The organism is Shinella sp. HZN7, from assembly GCF_001652565.1.
Taxonomy (GTDB): Bacteria; Pseudomonadota; Alphaproteobacteria; order Rhizobiales; family Rhizobiaceae; genus Shinella; species Shinella granuli.
The window spans coordinates 397,250-414,314 of record NZ_CP015737.1 but is presented as its reverse complement, the minus strand read 5'-3'; the positions used below and the strand labels follow the sequence as shown (position 1 = coordinate 414,314).

The 17,065-nt window shown below is 64.8% G+C and carries 16 protein-coding genes; 5 read left to right on the top strand and 11 right to left on the bottom strand.

All coding sequences use genetic code 11. From position 1 onward, the window contains the following. Window positions 1–2: 2 nt before the first annotated feature. The 10 genes from shn_RS24265 to shn_RS24220 are packed head-to-tail and all read right to left on the bottom strand — an operon-like array spanning window position 3 to window position 10,454. Entirely contained in the window at window positions 3–1,148 is a 1,146-nt protein-coding gene (locus tag shn_RS24265) for an extracellular solute-binding protein (protein ID WP_064333076.1), read from the bottom strand. After that, on the bottom strand, window positions 1,145–2,005 hold the full coding sequence (locus shn_RS24260; protein WP_064333075.1) for an SMP-30/gluconolactonase/LRE family protein: 861 nt from the start codon (window positions 2,003–2,005) through the stop codon (window positions 1,145–1,147). Before shn_RS24260 ends, shn_RS24265 begins: the two co-directional genes overlap by 4 nt. Beyond that, window positions 2,005–3,057 (bottom strand): ABC transporter ATP-binding protein, encoded by a 1,053-nt coding sequence (locus shn_RS24255; protein ID WP_064333074.1) that lies wholly within the window; start codon window positions 3,055–3,057, stop codon window positions 2,005–2,007. Before shn_RS24255 ends, shn_RS24260 begins: the two co-directional genes overlap by 1 nt. Window position 3,058: 1 nt before the next feature. After that, a complete protein-coding gene (locus shn_RS24250) occupies window positions 3,059–4,141 on the bottom strand; it encodes a hypothetical protein (protein WP_064333073.1) in 1,083 nt (360 codons plus the stop codon). Then, complete coding sequence (locus shn_RS24245; protein ID WP_064333072.1) at window positions 4,141–4,899, bottom strand: SDR family NAD(P)-dependent oxidoreductase; 759 nt, start codon at window positions 4,897–4,899, stop codon at window positions 4,141–4,143. Before shn_RS24245 ends, shn_RS24250 begins: the two co-directional genes overlap by 1 nt. A gap of 2 nt (window positions 4,900–4,901) precedes the next feature. Further along, the gene (locus tag shn_RS24240) at window positions 4,902–5,681 is read right to left on the bottom strand and encodes an enoyl-CoA hydratase/isomerase family protein (protein ID WP_064333071.1); all 780 of its coding nucleotides are present in this window, start codon (window positions 5,679–5,681) and stop codon (window positions 4,902–4,904) included. A gap of 3 nt (window positions 5,682–5,684) precedes the next feature. Beyond that, window positions 5,685–6,512 carry a carbohydrate ABC transporter permease gene (locus shn_RS24235; protein ID WP_064333070.1) on the bottom strand — a complete coding sequence of 276 codons (828 nt, stop codon included), beginning with the start codon at window positions 6,510–6,512 and terminating at the stop codon, window positions 5,685–5,687. Next, window positions 6,509–7,393, bottom strand: a complete 885-nt coding sequence (locus shn_RS24230; RefSeq protein WP_064333069.1) for a carbohydrate ABC transporter permease — start codon at window positions 7,391–7,393, stop codon at window positions 6,509–6,511. The genes shn_RS24235 and shn_RS24230 overlap by 4 nt, the downstream gene beginning before the upstream one ends. Before the next feature lie 55 nt (window positions 7,394–7,448). Further along, the gene (locus shn_RS24225; RefSeq protein ID WP_064333068.1) at window positions 7,449–8,666 is read right to left on the bottom strand and encodes an ABC transporter substrate-binding protein; all 1,218 of its coding nucleotides are present in this window, start codon (window positions 8,664–8,666) and stop codon (window positions 7,449–7,451) included. Between the two features lie 27 nt (window positions 8,667–8,693). Then, window positions 8,694–10,454, bottom strand: a complete 1,761-nt coding sequence (locus shn_RS24220) for a substrate-binding domain-containing protein (protein ID WP_064333067.1) — start codon at window positions 10,452–10,454, stop codon at window positions 8,694–8,696. A 967-nt stretch (window positions 10,455–11,421) separates the two neighbouring features. Between shn_RS24220 and shn_RS24215 the strand changes: the two genes are divergently transcribed. From shn_RS24215 to shn_RS24205, 3 genes are all read left to right on the top strand, one after another. Further along, on the top strand, window positions 11,422–11,670 hold the full coding sequence (locus shn_RS24215) for a hypothetical protein (protein WP_064333066.1): 249 nt from the start codon (window positions 11,422–11,424) through the stop codon (window positions 11,668–11,670). Window positions 11,671–11,896: 226 nt separating this feature from the next. Continuing rightward, window positions 11,897–12,334, top strand: coding sequence for a DUF4440 domain-containing protein (locus shn_RS24210; protein ID WP_064333065.1), 438 nt, complete (start codon window positions 11,897–11,899; stop codon window positions 12,332–12,334). A 514-nt stretch (window positions 12,335–12,848) separates the two neighbouring features. Next, a complete protein-coding gene (locus shn_RS24205) occupies window positions 12,849–14,060 on the top strand; it encodes an IS256 family transposase (RefSeq protein ID WP_064329943.1) in 1,212 nt (403 codons plus the stop codon). 28 nt (window positions 14,061–14,088) lie between these two features. Here the strand turns inward: shn_RS24205 and shn_RS24200 are convergent, their stop codons facing one another. Then, a complete protein-coding gene (locus shn_RS24200; RefSeq protein ID WP_064333064.1) occupies window positions 14,089–14,997 on the bottom strand; it encodes a YafY family protein in 909 nt (302 codons plus the stop codon). Between the two features lie 129 nt (window positions 14,998–15,126). Here shn_RS24200 and shn_RS24195 point away from each other — a divergent pair, with 129 nt between their 5' ends. Further along, the gene (locus shn_RS24195; protein ID WP_064333063.1) at window positions 15,127–15,597 is read left to right on the top strand and encodes a RidA family protein; all 471 of its coding nucleotides are present in this window, start codon (window positions 15,127–15,129) and stop codon (window positions 15,595–15,597) included. Window positions 15,598–16,050: 453 nt separating this feature from the next. Continuing rightward, window positions 16,051–17,064: an ABC transporter substrate-binding protein gene (locus tag shn_RS24190; protein WP_245337433.1), complete on the top strand. Its 1,014-nt coding sequence runs from the start codon at window positions 16,051–16,053 to the stop codon at window positions 17,062–17,064. Window position 17,065 lies beyond the last annotated feature (1 nt).

Below are 17,065 nucleotides of genomic sequence, written 5' to 3'. Positions count from 1 at the left end.
TGTCAGCCTTTTCGGTCGTCGAGATGGCCCCTCGCACCATGGCGCGCGCGGAGCCAGAGGGTGCGCAGGACGGCAAGGGTGGTTTCCGGTTCTTCCCGCCGCTCCAGCGCCAGGCGGATGCGTTCCGCCGCGGCCGTCTGGAAGGCGATGTATCCGTCGAAGCGGGGGCGCAGCAGCGCCGTTTCCACTGTTGCGAGCGTGTTGCGATAGAAATCGCCCCAGGCGGCGTTCGTCCCCGCATCCTGCCAGGCGGCCCGCGCCGAGGGCTGGCCGCCGAAGGCGGGGAAGATTTCGACCTGCGTCGGCGTAGAAAGCAGGGAGGCGACATGCGCCAGCAGCGCCGGCGTCGGCTTGCAGCGGCGGGAAAACGCAATGCCCGTGCCGCCGATGACGCCGCCCGCACCGCCTGCCTGGCACAGCGTGTCGGAAAAACGGATCACGTTGGGCGCATGGCCCGGCGCGGCATAGGTGACGTAGCCGAAGACCAGCGGCACGAGCGCGATGTCCCGGCCGCGCGCCATGGCCTCCAGAAGGCCGATCGGATTGAGCCTTTCGCTTGCCGCGGGCCGGCGGGCATAGAGGCGGTGCATGATCTCCAGCGCGGCCGCGCCTTCCGCATCGGGCAGGAAGTCCCCGCCCCCCACGCGGCCGCCCGCGCCCGCCACCATCGACATCAGGGTCAGCACCGCATGGGGGCCGGCGAGCGACTGCGCCACCGGCAGGCGCGCCGCCAGTGCCGAAACCTCGTCCCAGTCACGGGGCGGTTCGGCAATGAGGTCCGCGCGGCGGGCCATGACCTGGGTAGCGACGTCCAGCGGCAGCGCCCAGGTCCTGCCGTCCCAGCGGTAGCTCTCGGCGGAAGGGCCTATGCTGTCCCGCCGCCAGGTCGCAAGCTGTTCGGCGGAATAGAGTTCTTCGAGCGGGATGAAACAGTCCTCCGCGACCGCCTCCCCGATATGCGGATGGTCCATCACCAGGAGGTCGTTGCGTTCGGCGAGCGCGCGGATGGGCGCGCTTTCGAAGCCTTCGAGCGGCTGCCTGTTCCAGTGGATGAGCGGCTGCGCAAGACCCGCATTCACCCGGCGCGCGGTTTCGGCCAGGGCATCGTAGCCGCGGGGATGATCCCATGTGAGGCCGATAAAGGTCATGCCGTGGCCCTCCACAGCGGCGGCGCCCCGATGTCGCAGTCGATCGCCGCGATATGCCAACGGCCGAGATTGGCCGCGAAAAGCCGTGTGCCGTCGAAGGCGATGTTGGTGGGATGGCAGAGCACATGGGCCGTCGGATCCTCCGCCAGCGTGGCGACGGCGCCGTGCGCATCGACGCGCAGGATGCGCGAAGGCTCGTATAGCGCGACCAGCAGATTGCCGGCCCCGTCGAAGGCAAGCCCGTCCGGATAGCCGGGCAGGTCCGTGGAGAACGGAGTGATCGCGCCCGCGCCGCCATCCGCCGCGATCGCGATGCGCGACACGCGCCGGGCGAAGGTCTCACAGACGTAGAGCGCCTCCTCGCCCGGCCGCATGGCGAGCCCGTTGGCGAAGGTGAAGCCGGCATCGCACCAGAGGCTTCCAGCCCCGCCCGCAAGATCGAAGGACCAGATGCCCGGCCCCGGCTGGCCGGGATCATGGCTGTCCGAGACGAGAAGCCGGCCCCGCAGCCGATCGACCACCGGATAGTTGGGAATGCGCAGGCCCGGTGCGGCAAGCCGCCGGAGGGAGCCGGCGGCGAGGTCCAGCCGGAAGACGGCGGCGTGCTTGAGGTCACAGGCATAGAGCGCCCTGTCGCCATCGAAGGCAAGGCCGAGGATGAAGCCGTCCGTCCCCGCGACCCGCTCGATGCGGCTGCCATCCGGCGCGATGCGGCAGATCTCGCCGTCCTGGTTGCCGCACCAGACCCAGCCATCCGGGCCGACAGCCACGCCTTCGGGATGGCTGAGCCGCGGCTCGCTCCAGATCCCGTCGAAGAACACCCGCAGGCGATCCTGCGCGAGGAGAGGCACCGGCATCACACCTCCCCCCGGCGCAGGCCGGTCGCCGCATCGAAGAGATGCATGCGCCCGGGCTCGAAGTTCAGGGTGACGGGCGCACCGCGCTCCAGCCCCGCCTCCGGCGCAAGCTTTGCGGCGATCAGGGCATCGCCGGCTTTCACCGTCAGGATCGTGCAGTCGCCGAGCAGTTCGGACGAAAAGACCGTGCCGGAAAAATGACCGTTGCCCTCCGGCGCGATGCGCACATGCTCGGGCCGCACGCCCAAAAGGACGTCGCCGGCCGCATGCGCCAGCGGGAAACGCCCGCCCTCGCTGGAGAACCAGCCGTCCAGAAGCCGGCCCGGTAGGAGGTTCATCGGCGGCGAGCCGATGAAGCCGGCGACGAAGGTGTTGGCCGGGCGGGCATAGATTTCGGCCGGCGTGCCGATCTGCTGGATCGTCGCCTTGTTGAGCACGACGATCCGGTCGGCCAGCGTCATCGCCTCGACCTGGTCGTGGGTCACGTAGATGGTCGTGACGGCGAGGTCGCGCTGAAGGTTCTTCAGCTCGCCCCGCATCACCGTGCGCAGCTTCGCGTCGAGATTGGAGAGCGGCTCGTCCATCAGGAAGACCTGCGGACGGCGCACGATGGCGCGCGCCAGCGCCACGCGCTGGCGCTGGCCGCCGGACAGTTCGGCGGGGCGCCGGGTCAGGAGATGGCCCATGTCCACCCGCTCGGCGGCGGCGCGTACCAGCGCCTCCCGCTCAGGCCGCGCGATCTTTCGGATCTTCAGCGGATAGGCGATGTTCTCGCCGACCGTCATGTGCGGGTAGAGCGCGTAGTTCTGGAAGACCATGGCAAGGTCGCGGTCGCGTGCGGGCGTGTCGTTGACCCGCCGGCCGCCGATATGGATCTCGCCCGAGGTCGGCTCTTCCAGCCCCGCGACGATGCGCATCGTCGTCGACTTGCCGCAGCCCGAGGGGCCGAGCAGGACGAGGAACTCCCCGTCTCCGATGGAAAGATCCAGCCCCGCAAGGGCGGTATAGGCGCCGAAACTCTTGGTCAGCTTGCGCAGTTCGATTGCGGCCATGTCACTTGTGTCCTTTCAGGAAGTCGCGGCGCCAGGGCAGTTCGATCCGCCGCCCGGCACTGTCCGAGATCGCAAGCCGATCCCCCTCGACGGAAATGTTCGCGATATCGGCCCACCCCTCCGGAAGGGGCAACGCGCCCATCGCATGGCGGACGACATGGCTGCGCCCCGCGGCAAGCGGCAGGCCCGTCGCCACGCCCTCGGCGGCGACCGGATTGGCGGCCGCGGTCGCTGCTTCGCCGGCAGGCCCGGCGCAGCAGCCGTCCTCGATGCCCGTCACGCCGACGACCCGGCCGTTCCATGGCGCATGGTCGCGCCCGCCGTTCGAAAACCAGAGCATGGTGACCGGCAGGACGGACGGATCCTTGAGGAAGAAGACGATGTCGTCCTCATCCTCGCGGATCACCGCGGACCAGCCGAGCGCCGCATCCGGCGCCTCGACGAGGGTGACGAAATCCTCGTTGCGCCGGCCGATCGGCCAGCGCGACAGATCGACGGTCTTGCCCCCGGCGCCGGCCACCCGGCAAAGGTCAGTGCTGCGCGCCGGATAGGCAAGGCATGAACGGCCCGCCTCGAAAACCTCGGCAAAGGTGAGCGCGGCGCGCTTGCGCGAGGTGAAGAAGCGCCCGCGACCCGCCAGGTACAGCATCGGGTGATGGGCGACGGGCAGCACGCCCTGCCCCCCGTCGATCCTGTGCTCCTGGTAGAGCAGCGGCGCGTCCTTCGCGATTTCGAGGCGCTTCGTGATCCGCGCGCCGGATACGTCGCGCGCGAGAACGGAGCAGATGGCATGGGGTTCTTGCACCTCGACACGCCACGGGCTGTTGGCGGTCCAGCCATGGGCGGGAACGTCCGGATCGGCGGCGGCCGCGAACGGGGCGCAGAAGAAGTCTCCCGCAAGCCGGCGTTCGGCGGGCGAAAGACCGGGAAGCGTCCGCGTCGCCGGCTCCTCCCGCCAGGGCGCGGCATAGAGCGGTTCGAACGACCGGCCGGCCCAGTGGAAGCGCAGCCGCGGGATGTTGCCGACCGCGGGGTCGAACTGCAGCGTACCGCACGCCGTGCCGATGGACACGAGATCCTGCATCATTCGCCCCGGATGGCGAGGCCGCCGTCGCAGCGCACGATCTCGCCGGTGATGAAGCTCGCCTTGTCCGACGCCAGGAAGGCGATGAGTTCGGCGACCTCCATCGGCTGGCCGAAGCGGCCGATCGGATGCGCCCGGTTCCAGCTATCGATCAGGGCCTGCGCGTCCTCGGTCTCCTCGAAGATCTTCTCGTTCATCGGCGTCATGATGGTGCCGGGCGCGACCGCGTTGACGCGGATGCCCGCCTTGGCGAGATCGATCGCGCACTGGCGGGTCAGCGCGATGATCGCCCCCTTGGCGGCCGCATAGGCCGGCCAGCCCTGGAAGCCGATCAGCCCCTGGACCGAGGAGAGGTTGACCACGGCCCCGCCGCCGCGCCTGCGGAGCAGGGGCACGCAAGCCTTCATCGTGCGCCAGAAGCCGGTCAGGTTGGTGTCGATCACCGTCGTCCAGCGTTCCTCGTCGATCTCGTCGATCACGCCGTTGAGGGCGACGGCGGCATTGTTCACGATGATGTCGAGGCCGCCAAAGCGCGTTTCGGCAAGCCGCGCCATCGCCTCCATGTCCGCAAGACGGCGGACGTCGCCGCGCAGGAATGCAACGTCGTTCCCGAGCCTGTCCGCCAGCGCTGCACCGCTTGTCTCGTCGATGTCGGAAAAGACGACCTGCCCGCCCCGTGCCGCGAAAATCTCCACGCAGGAGCGGCCGATGCCCTTGGCGCCGCCCGTCACGACAATGACCTTGCCCTTGAATTCCATGATTATTCCATCCTGAACTGGGGATCGCGCTTTTCCAGGAAGGCATCGATCCCCTCCTGGCCGTCAGCCGTCGAATAGAGGCGGAACAGCACTTCCTGCTCGAGGCTCTTGGCCGTCTCGATGCCTGCGTCGTGCCCTTCGCGCAGCAGCCGCTTCATCTCGGCCGCGGCCAGCGGGGCAACCTTGAGACAGGCGCGCGCCCGCCGCAGGATCGCCTCGTCCATGCCCGCCGCCGGCACCACGTCGGCGGCGATGCCGAGCTCCAAGGCGCGCTGCGCCGAAAGCCGCCAGCCTGCGAGGAGAAGGTCGGAGGCCGCATATTTGCCGATCGCCCGGAGCAGCCGCTGCGTGCCCCCGCCGCCCGGGCAGAGGCCGAGCCGGCCCTCCGGCAGGCCGAGTTGCGCCGTCTCGGAGAGGATAAGGATGTCGCAGCACAGTGCGATCTCGAAACCGCCGCCGAGCGCAAAGCCGTCGATCGCGCAGATGACCGGCTTGCCGATGCGTTCGAGCCGGTCGAAGACACGGCGGGAGTTGAACTGGTAGGCAGTGAATTCCGCCCGCTTGTTGCCCTGGTATTCGGCGATGTCGGCGCCCGCGACGAAGGCCTTGCCGCCCGCCCCGCGCAGCACGATGACGCGCACGCCGGAATCGGCAGCGGCCGCATCCAGCGCGGTCTCGAATTCCCGCATCAGGGGCGTCGAGAGCGCGTTCAGCTTTTCCGGCCGGTTGAAGAGAATCTGGCGGATGCCGGGAGACAGATCCGACGGTTCGATCAGCGCCATGGCCTAACCTTTCACGGCACCGGCGGTGATGCCGGCGACGAAGTAGCGTTGCAGGAAGAAGAAGACGGCCATGACGGGCAGCGAGACCATGACCGAGGAGGCCATGAGTTCGCCGTAGCGGATACCGTACTGGCCGATGAAGTCGTTGAGGCCGACCGGCAGGGTGCGCATCTCCTTCGTCGAGGTGAAGGAAAGCGCGAAAAGGAATTCCTGCCAGGTCACGATCAGCACGTAGACCGAGGTCGCGATGAGGCCCGGCCGCGAGAGCGGCACGACGATGTCCCAGAACACCCGCATCGGCGTCGCGCCGTCCACGGCCGCCGATTCCTCCAGCGCCGCCGGAAGCTTCAGCAAGAACCCCCGCAGCATCCAGATCGCCACCGGCAGCGTCACCGACACATAGGCAAGGATCAGCGACCAGTAGGTATTGAGCAGATTGGCGCCGCGCATCATCTTGTAGATCGGGATGATGATCGCCGAATGGGGAAACATCTGGGCCAGGACTACCAGCCCGATCAGCGCCGAAATGGCGGCAAGCTGCCCGCGGGTGAAGCTGTAGGCGGCGAGCAGGCCGAGGCTGACCGTGATGGCGACCGTCGAAAGCGACACGACGAGCGAGTTGAGGAAGTAGGTCCGGAATTCGGGCCGGAACGCCGTGATGTAGTTGTCGATCGTCGGGTCGTCGGGCCAGAGCCGGGCCGGGATCGCGAAGGGCTCCGTCGGCGGCTTGAGGCTCACGGAGATCATCCAGAAGAACGGCAGGAGGACGACGGTCGCCAGCAGGAGCTGGAGCAGCATCAGTCCGAGGCGCGTCGCGCGGGTCTGGTTCATGCCGCGGCCCTCCGCCGGCTGGCCCCGCCCTGGACGACGGCGTAGAGCGCCACGAGCACGGACAAAACGAGGATCGAGAACACGCCGTAGGTCGCCGCCTCGCCGAAGCGGAACTGGCCGAAGCCCGTTTCGAAGATCTTGGTCGGGAAGATGTGGGTCGCCGATTGCGGACCACCCTTGGTCAGCACCCAGATGATGTCGAAATAGTTGAAGGTGAGGATCAGCGTCAGCACGATATTGACCACGATGACGTCCCGGATCGCCGGCAGCGTGACGTCGATCAGCCGGCGGACCGGCCCTGCCCCGTCGAGCATCGCCGCCTCGATCTGGCTCCTGTCGACATTCTGGAGTGCCGCCAGATAGATCAGCATGGAGAAGGGAAACCCTTTCCAGACGGCCGCGACGATCACGGAGGCCATGGCCATGCGGCTGTCGGCGAGCCAGGCGACACTGTTCTCGATGAGTCCCGCCGAAAGAAGCAGCGAGTTCACGAGGCCGAGCTGCGGATCGTACATGAAGCGCCACAGGATCGCGGCGACGACGCCCGGCAGGATGAAGGGCAGGAGCACGATGGCGCGCAAAGCGCCCTGCATCGGCAGGTTCTGGTTCAAGAGAAGCGCGGCGAGGAAGCCGAAAACATTCTGGAGCAGCACCACGCCGAGGGTCCAGACGATCGAATTGACGAGCACTTCCGCAAAGGTGCCGTCCGCAAGGACGCGCCGATAGAGCGCGAGGCCCGCGAATTTCGGATCCGGGTTCAGAAAGCTCGTCTCGTGAAAGCTCTCATAGACCGTACCGACCATCGGATAGTACAGCATGACCGCCATCAGAAGCAGGGCGGGTGCAAGAAGCAGCCAGTGAAGCCGGCGGTCTTGGCGCATCGGAAAAGCCTTGTCCTGTGCCGCATCCCGTTTCCGGGATGCGGCGGAAGATGGATTAGTTGAGGGCGTTGATGGTGTCGCAGGCCTTCGCCGCCGCATCGGCCGGCTTGCCGCCCGCATAGATGTCCTGGAACATCGCGACCTGCGCGTCGGCAAGCTCGAGATAGCGCGGCGAGAGCGGCCGGGCCTTGGCATTGTCGAGATGCGTCATGATCGTCTGCGGCTCCTGGCGGTTTTCCGCCAGGAAGGCTTCGGCAGCCTTCTTGTTGGCCGGGATAAGGTCGACGACGTCGCCGTTGACGTCCTCGCGCACCATGAACTGGATGAATTTCCAGGCCGCGTCCTTGTGCGCGGAGGTTTCGAAGACGGCGAGGTTCCAGCCGCCGAAGGTGCCGACCGGGGTCTTGCCCTCGGGCGCCGTGCCGTTCACGAAGCCCCAGCTGAGGCTGCTCTTCTGCAGGGTCGGCTGCTCCAGCGCGGGCCAGAACTCGATGGCCAGCGAGCCGTTCAGGAACAATTCGCGCATGTCGCCCGACGACGCGTTCAGGATGCCGCCGGGCGCGAACTTCGAAAGCTCCTGGAGATAGGTGAGCGCCTCGACGGCGGGCGCCTCGGTCAGGGCGCAGCTTCCGTCGTCGTTGAGGATCCGGCCGCCATTCGAGAAGATGAAGGAATCGCCGACGACGACCGTGTCCTCGCCCTTGTGGCCGAACAGGCCGACACCGAACTTGCCGTCGGCCGTGAGCTTCTCGGCCGCCGCCTTCAGGCCCTCGAAGGTGCCGAGGCTGGCCGGATCGACCTTGGCCGCATCGAGCAGCGCCTTGTTGTAATAGCTGAACTGCCAGACATCGACATTGAACGGAATGCCGTAGAGCTTGCCGTCCAGCACGGCCGAATCCCAGGCGCCGCCGAAGAAGCCGTCGCGGGAAAGGCCGGCTGCGGCAGCCTCTTCCGTCAGATCGGAAACCGCCCCCGCCTTGGCGAAGGCGCCGACCCAGATCTGGTCGAGCGTTGCGATATCGGGCGCATTGCCGCCCTGCACCGCCGTCAGCAGCCGCTGCTGGTATTCCGGATAGGGAACGGTCGTCACCTCGATCCGGATATCCGGGTTTTCCGTCATGAACCACTCGACCGCCGCCTTCTGCACATCGGAAAGGCCGCTTTCGGTCTGCTGGTTGTCCCAGAACTGCAGCGTCACCTGCTGGGCAAGCACCGGGCTTGCCGAAAGCAGGGCCGTTCCAAAAAATACGGTCGTCATCAGTGATCGCGCCATGGTTTCCTCCCTCGCGATTGGATTGTCTCAGGATTGATTTCGGTAGTTCCCGTCCGCCTCTGCCGTCGGCTCGGGATGGATTTCGCCCGCAATCAGCACGTCGATGCCGACCGAGCGGAAGCGTTGGCGATCCTCGGGCAAGGCGCCGTCGTCGGTGAGCACGGAGCGGATCTGCGAGATGCCGGCGATGCGATGGTTGGCGTCCGAGCCGAGCGCGACGCTGTCGGCGAGCACGATGCCCGCCTCCGCCGCATTGATGAACCGCAGCGCCGCCAGCGCCCGGCGCTCATCGAGCGAGGAGAGACCGAAGCCGGGCGTCACGCCGTCGGCGGCGATGAAGGCAAGGTGCGGGCGTACCCGCTCGAAGATCGCCCCGAGGCTCGGGCCGACCAGGCAGCGGTCCGCCTTCTGGTATTCTCCGGCGGTCAGGATCACCTTGATCGCGGCGACGTCCTCGAGCGCATGCAGCACATCGAAGGCGTTCGTCACGACCGTGACGCCCTGCATCTGCTCCGGCTTGCGCACGGCCAGGCTGCGCAGTTCCTCCGCAAGGAAGGTATTCGCCTGCCCCTCGTTCAGGGCGACGATCATTCCGGGACGAACGAGTTGGGCCGCGCTCTGTGCGATTTCGCGGCGCAGTCGGGCAATCTCCGCGGAAATGCCGTGATGCGGCGGCGATACGACAAGCGTGGCGCCATAGAGCTTGCAACGCACCTGCATGGCCGCCGCCATGCTGCGATACCAGTCGTGGGCCGGATAATGCGGCAGGAAACCGATCCGGCGCGTGCGAATAAGCTTCGCCTGGAAGCTGGGGCCGATATCGCCCAGCCGCTCAAGGACGTCTTCCCTCAGGCGCCAGCCTTGCACGCCCGTCTCGAAATAGTCGGCCAGGGTTTCCGGCGTGACGATGGCATGCGGCGTGACGGTATGCGGCGGACTTTGCCCGAGAATGCCGAGAACGGCCATATCGATGCCAAGGCGCCCGACGACCTCCGGAAACAAAGCGCCGACGGCCCGAAGCGGGCCCCGTTCGAGAAGCCGCGCCATGAACGCGGCGCTCTCTCCCCCCATCGAATAGACGGCGACCTTCCTGTCCAGGCGCTCCGCCGCCTCGATCCCCGCTATGGCGGCATGATCGTTCACCGCGAAGACCAGGTTGATCGTCTCGTCCGCGGCGAAAGCATCGTGGGCGACGCGCAGGCCGATCCGGTAGCTGCCCTGACCGTTGACCCGATGGACTGCCGCCGGCCTGACGCCAGCCTCGGCCAGGCCCGCCTCGAAACCCGCCACACGCTCGCGCGTGTTGGGCAATTCGGCGACGCCGATCACGAGCATCGACAGCGGCCTGTCGCCGACCTCGCGCGCTGCCAGCCGGCCGAGTTCCACCCCGGCGGCGAAGTTGTCCGGCCCGAGATAGGCCCCGCCCGGCTGGGATGCGCTTTCCGCGATGAAGGGAATGCCGCGGCGCACGATCTCCCGCCTCAGCACCTCGCTTCCCCGCCCGGAGATCGGCGGCAGGATGACTGCATTGAGCGAATCGAGATCGGAGGCGAGCGGGTTCGTTTCCGTGCCCGGCAGAGCGCCCTTGGAGCGTACGAGCGTATCGTCCGGCAACACCGCGCCACCATGACGGCGCCGAAGCGCGCCGAGCTCGTCCAGTTGGACAAGGTCGCGCCGGATCGTCACCGCGGCGACGCCGGGCATGAAGCGTTGCAATTCCTCCATGCTCACCACGCCCTGTTGGCGCAGCAGGGAAAGAATCCGCGCGTGTCGCTGCTCTTTGATCATTTGATCTCCTCCCCAGGCACAATCACCAAGACGTTGCAGCATATCAACGGGAAGACCGGCCGATCCGAGCAGAGAGGAAGATCATTCAGTAAAGAACGATCAAAAACGATCACGAAAGATCCGCCGGGTAGGCGCTGTCACCGAGAACATTGCCGGAGGGAGACCCAAAGCGGCCGCGCGGGCGCGTGGCGTAGAAAACAGGATATCGGGCGGCATCCGCCTATGCGAACGCCGGCAAGTCGGCGGGCTTCAGCCGGCGACATCAAATCACGCAGCCGTGTCGAAGGCCGGAGCGAAGAAAGGTCAGCAGCGTCACCGCCGGCAATGATCGCGCGGCTATGGACCGCCAGTGCCTCGACGGGCTGAAGGACCAGCCGGCCGATATAGACCGCGGCAATCGTTGCCAGCGCCGAGGCTACCACGCCGCAAAAAAGCAGGCCGATGACCGGGTTCTTCCATCGCGCGCCGAATATATCCAGCGGCTCGCCGACGACGGCTGTCCTTTGTTGACGCCCTTAACCTGGCGGCTGGCGGAAGCCTGCTTGATGACCGCTGCGATCCTTTCGAGAAAACCGCACTCACGCTTCCGATAGACTTGGTCGAGGCGAAGTCGGATGCCTTGTCGAACTCCACGCGATTGTACTCATCGAGGATGATCCCATACGGGAAGGACAGGCCCGCGCTGCGACGAATCCGATATTATCCATCCGCTTGAGCGCCATGGTTCCGATCTCTCTACTGTTGTTCCAATCCACAGGGCGTCGTTTGGTCGAACAACGGACGCTTCCGGCACCCCCCGATACCGACGGCCATCCGGACCTCGGGGACGCTGGATCGATGGAGGAGGCCCTCGCCGCAAATGACGTAGGCGTTCCCAGCGTCTTGTCGATCTCGACCGCCTGATGGTCGTTTTGACGATGCCGACGGACAGGTGTAATCTGGCGACCTATCGTCAGGAGCCTCATCCATGCGTCTCGGAGTGCTCGTAGCTGGCCTGGTCATGGCCTTGATCCCCACCCTGGCAGATGCTCACAACTGCAAATGCCGGAATCGCGGCGTCATGTTCGAGCTCGGTGAGACCTCTTGCCTGAGGGTCGATGGCGGCTCCTATCTCGCACGCTGCGAGATGAAACTGAACGTCTCCTCCTGGACCAAGATTCAGGAGGGCTGCCCCGTGACGGAACGCGCGCTGCCGCAGACGACGCACGTCAATTGATCCTTCGGACGTGGCCGCACGGCTGAACTGCTGATCAGGCCGCGGTCCGTTCTGCCGGCCGCGCTCCATGAGGCCACGGAGACAGCCTTCTCCGCCGATCTCCTCGCAAAACTCGGGATTTCTGCGCACGAGAATGGCAGCTTTCGACCGTAAGCGGTCTGACAGCTTCCAATGGAGCCGGCTATTATAGCGGACACGCGTTCGAACGCCGAGAAAGGAGCTACGGATGACTATCTCGAAAGGCGATGTGGAGCAGTTTTTTCATCGATATGCCATGGTGTTCAAGCACGGCTTGGAGGGCTCGCTCGATATGGAAACTCTCCGTTCCCTCTACTCTACCCAGTTCATTGCCGCGGGACCTCAAGGGGTCATGGCAGGCGACAACGATGATGCCTTCGGCGAACGTATGTCGAAAGAATATGAACAGTATCGCCAGATCGGAACAAAGGCGATGACCGTCACCGCCGTCGAGGTGCATCCAATCGACAAAACGCACTGTCTCGCTCACGTGGGCTGGAATAGCGAGTTCGAGAAGGATGGCAGGCATATCAATATCCCGTTCACCAACACCTATCTCCTTGAGCAGAACGACGGGAAGCTGAAGGCTTTTGGCTGGATCACTGGCGATGAAGTCCAACTGCTCAAGGACAATGGGCTGATGTGACACCTTGCCCTAGCGCCAATCAGCGCGTCTGCGTCTTTGTTCAGGGGCCGTGAATGTCTGCTTCCGGTAACCGCCTGCGTTGCTGCTGAACGTCTGCAATGAGGTCGGGAGCCGACGTCGGGGGACGCCAGATACATCGGATATGCGCGGGTATCCGTGGAGCCGGACATGCCCTTACGAACAGAAGGATCAGAACGAAGACCCTCGCCCCGTCATCGGCATCCGAAGGGCGATTGTCATGTAGGTTCTGATTGCGACAGGGGGGCGGAAGGAACGTCACCGGCATAGACTTTAGCCAAAGTGCCGACGATCTCCGCCATTCTGGCGCGAAGCTCTGGCGGCCCGACGACTTCGGCGTCGGTAGCGTCCGCGCAGATGGTGTAATTTCGGAGGCGCATTGAGGTGGAAACGGCGGTGGAGAATGGGCTGCCGTATTCGTTGAGCGCAAGGTGGGCACCGGGCCTGTCGGAGAAGGTGGAGTTGCAAAGCTTCAACCAGACCGAAAGGAACCCCGATGACCGACGATAGATTACCCCTTGCCGAGCTTGCCGCGAAGAGCGGCGACAGTGATTTTCTGCGAGCGATTGCCGAAAGCGTGCTGCAACTGATCATGGAAGCCGACGTTGACGGTCTGATCGGCGCTGGCCGCTATGAACGTGGTGACGGCCGCCAGACATGGCGCAACGGCTACCGCGACCGCTCGCTCGACACCCGGCTCGGCACGCTGAACCTGAAGATACCGAAGATGCGGCAGGGAGCCTACTTTCCCGGCTTCCTGGAGCCGAGGAAGATGGTGGAGAAGGCGCTGGTCGCCGTGATCCAGGAGGCGTGGATCAACGGTGTCTCGACGCGCAAGGTCGATGAACTGGTGCAGGCGATGGGCATGACGGGCATCTCCAAATCCTCCGTTTCCAAGCTCTGCAAGGACATCGACGAGCGGGTGAACGCCTTCCTCAAGCGCCCCCTTTCCGGCGACTGGCCATATCTATGGCTCGACGCCACCTATCTGAAGGTGCGCGAGGGCGGGCGCATTGTATCGGTGGCGGCGATAATCGCGGTGGCAGTCAACACGGACGGGAAAAGGGAAATCGTCGGCCTGCATATCGGCCCCTCCGAAGCCGAGCCGTTCTGGACGAGCTTCCTGCGCGATCTGGTGCGCCGGGGCCTCACCGGCGTCAAACTGGTGATCTCCGATGCTCATGAAGGGCTGAAGGCCGCCATCACCCGCATCCTCAGCGCGACATGGCAAAGGTGCCGCGTTCATGCAATGCGCAACGCGCTGGCCTACGTTCCCAAGGGCCAGCACACCATGGTCGCCGCCGCGATCCGCCAGGCCTTCATCCAGCCCGACCATGACAATGCCGTCCAGACCTGGCGGCATGTCGCCGACCAGCTCCGCGTCAGATGGCCCAGGCTCGGCACCTTCATGGACAACGCCGAGGCCGACGTGCTGGCCTACATGGCCTTCCCCGCGCAGCACCGCACGAAATTACATTCGACGAATCCGCTGGAGCGGCTGAACAAGGAGGTGAAGCGCCGCGCCGATGTCGTCGGCATCTTTCCCAACGAGGACAGCATCGTCCGGCTCATCGGCGCGGTCCTGCTCGAAGCCAACGACGAATGGCAGCTGCTCAGCCGATACATGCAGGTCGAGGCGATGGCCGAGCTGAATCCATCGACAGTCGAGGAGGAAACCACACTTCAAATTACACCCAGAGCCGCCTGATCATGACGGCCCGGAACCACACCCGAAATTACACCAACTTGACGGACGCGGCCTCGGCGTCTGCACCAAAGCGAAGGATCTCCATCGCGGCGTGATCCATGGAACCGACCGACAGAGTTACCCGCCGCCAGCCCCGCACGTCGGCCTCCCCGGAAATCACAGCCCCGGCGCGGACATAGGGCGGCAGAAGCTCCTCCATCATGCCGATGGCGCGGGACGAAAGCCGGATTTCAGCCCGGTTCGGATGAAGGTCCACTTCGTAGCGCCGGATGCTCTCGGCCCAATACGCTTCGAGGTCAAACGCCTTTGGATATTCAAAGCGTTCATCCAGCACCTCCATCTCTCTAATTCGAGAAATACGGAAGGTGCGGGCAGCCTTGTCGATTTGGGCGACCAGATACCAGGCACCACCTTTGAGGACGATTCCAAGAGGCTCGACACGCCGCTCCTTGTCTGCCTTCCGGCTCTGGTAGCGCATGCGGATAGGGCGCTGGTTCCACACGGCATCGGCAACGGCGGGCAGGTGGCTCAGGGTTTCGGCCTCGGCGAACCAGGCTGGCGCGTCGAAGTGGAAACGCGCCCGCATCGCGCCCGATCGCATGTCTTGCGGCAAGGCGGCCAGGAGCTTTGTGCGCGCGCTCGCAGCAACCGCCCCCAATCCCAGTTCGGCCGCCTCGCGCGTGAGGCCGGCCAGGAACAGCGCCTCGGCCTCGGTCGAGGACAAGCCGTTCAGGCGGACCCGGTAGCCGTCGAGCAGCCGATAGCCTCCGCTGCTGCCCTGCACGCTGTAGATCGGGATACCTGCTGCGCTGAGCGCATCCACATCGCGATAGATTGTGCGCAGCGAAACCTCGCACTCTGCGGCGAGCGCCTGGGCGGTGACGTGTCCCTTCGCTTGCAGGGTCGTCAGGATGGAAAGAAGGCGGCTTGCACGCATGCGGGAAGCGTAATCCAACCTGACACAAATTGACAGGTATGGCCGCTTAGAGTGCGTCGTCGGTCAGGAGCGGGCGACACGCCAATGCTCCCTCCGATCTTATCTCGGACCCCAGGGACCAGGAAAATCATGCCACGCGCAATCAAGCATCTGCTCATTGGAGGGCTAATCATCATGGGAATTTCCACTGCGGCGACAGCGAACGAGCTGACCATCGTCAACCCGCCGATTCTCGGCGATCCGACGCCGAACGGCTACAGCATGGCGGTCATCGTGCCTGCCGGTGCCAAAATTGCCTATATTTCCGGACAGGGCGGCCAGGACAGCACGGGAGCATTGTCACCCGACTTCGCGGCCCAGGTGAAACAAGCCTATGCAAATTTGCGCGCCGCCCTCGAAGCGCTCGGCGCCAAGCCGGACCAGGTCGCCAAACTCACCGTTTTCGTGGTGGATCACGATATGTCAAAGCTTGGGGTACTGACCCGGAACGTCACGGAAATGTTCGGTGACAGGCTGCCCGCGCAGACCTTGGTTCCAGTTCCCAAGCTGGCAATAGACCCCATGCTTTTCGAGGTGGAAGCCGTGGTCGTTCTGAACTAGCGGTCCCGCCACAGGGCCGCACGAGCGGCACGAACAGGCGCGCTTGCCGTTGCGAAACTCCCAAGACCGCGACGGCTTTCTTCGTCGCACGACAGGAATTTTCGCGACGGCTGCATGCGGTAGATGCCGGGCATGTCACCCAAAAGGAAGCCCTTGGGCCGTAGGCACATCTCGTAAATCGCCTCCCGGCCGGGGCGTGACACGATCCCAAAATGACTTGGGCCCTCTACGTGCCAGGTTCCCCTTTTTCAGGGGAGGAACGATACATCGCCGATCCAGGCCTCCAACGCTTCATCGGATGCTGGACATGCATCGATAACTTGAATACGAAGCTCATAATATCGGTTCCAAGGCATGTCGCACCATCTGTCAGCCCTCCGAAGCGCAAGGAAGCAAACCATGTTTAGCCGCCTGATAATCTCATCCGTATTGGCCGGGTCCGCTCTCATCTCAATGCCGGCCGCCTCTCAGGCGGAAAACGCCTTCGTCGATCATCGCGGCAAGACCATCACTTTCGCCAAGCCGCCGGAACGCGTCGTCACAATCGTTCGTTCGGCGCCGATCATCTATCGCGCCATCGATGAGAAGGCGGATCACATCATCGGCATGAACAAGGATTCTCTGGTGCGCTATTTCACCAAGGGGATCTACGCCGAGCTGCTTCCGGAAATGGCGAAGATCGACACCAGCGCCGCCCAGGATGGCTTCGTGCCGAATGTCGAGGCCATTCTTGCGCAGAAGCCCGACGCCGTTATCCAGTGGGCGCATGACGAAAAGATCATCGAGCCGCTGGAGCGTGTCGGCCTCACCGTCGTGGCCTGGAAGTGCTGCACGGAGCAGGATCGTCTCGACTATCTCACCCTGACCGGCCAGATGACCGGTCGCGATGACCGCGCGCAGGCCATTTTGAAGGCCCAGTCCGACACGCTGGCATCGCTCGATGCCAAGGTTGCGCAGCTCGATGCCGCCAAGCTCCCGACGGTGCTGCACATCGACAAGGTGGCCGACCAGATCCAGGTCATCGCGAATGGCTCGCAGAACCTGGCCCTTAGCGGCGTGACCAATCCCGCGGCCGACAATACCGGGGAATGGTGGCGGACGGTGGATTTCGAGCAACTGCTCGTCTGGAACCCCGACATCATCGTCATTCCGGCCTATGCCGACGATCTCAACCCGAGGGATTTCTTCGACAATCCGGTTCTGGCCAGCCTCAAGGCGGTCAAGGAAAAGCGCGTCTACAAGCAGCCGGTCTTCGCCCGCACGCCCGACGCGCCGGAAATCTTCCTGACCTCCGAATGGCTCGCCGCCATCGCCCACGGTGCCGATTTCGCGCCCGACTTCAAGACGCAGATCGCAAGCGTCTATGAACTGCTCTACGGGGCGAAGTTGACGGACGATCAGGTCAAGGCGATCCTCGAATCCGAACGCAACGCGCCCGCGGACAAATATGTCGACATATTCGGCTAGA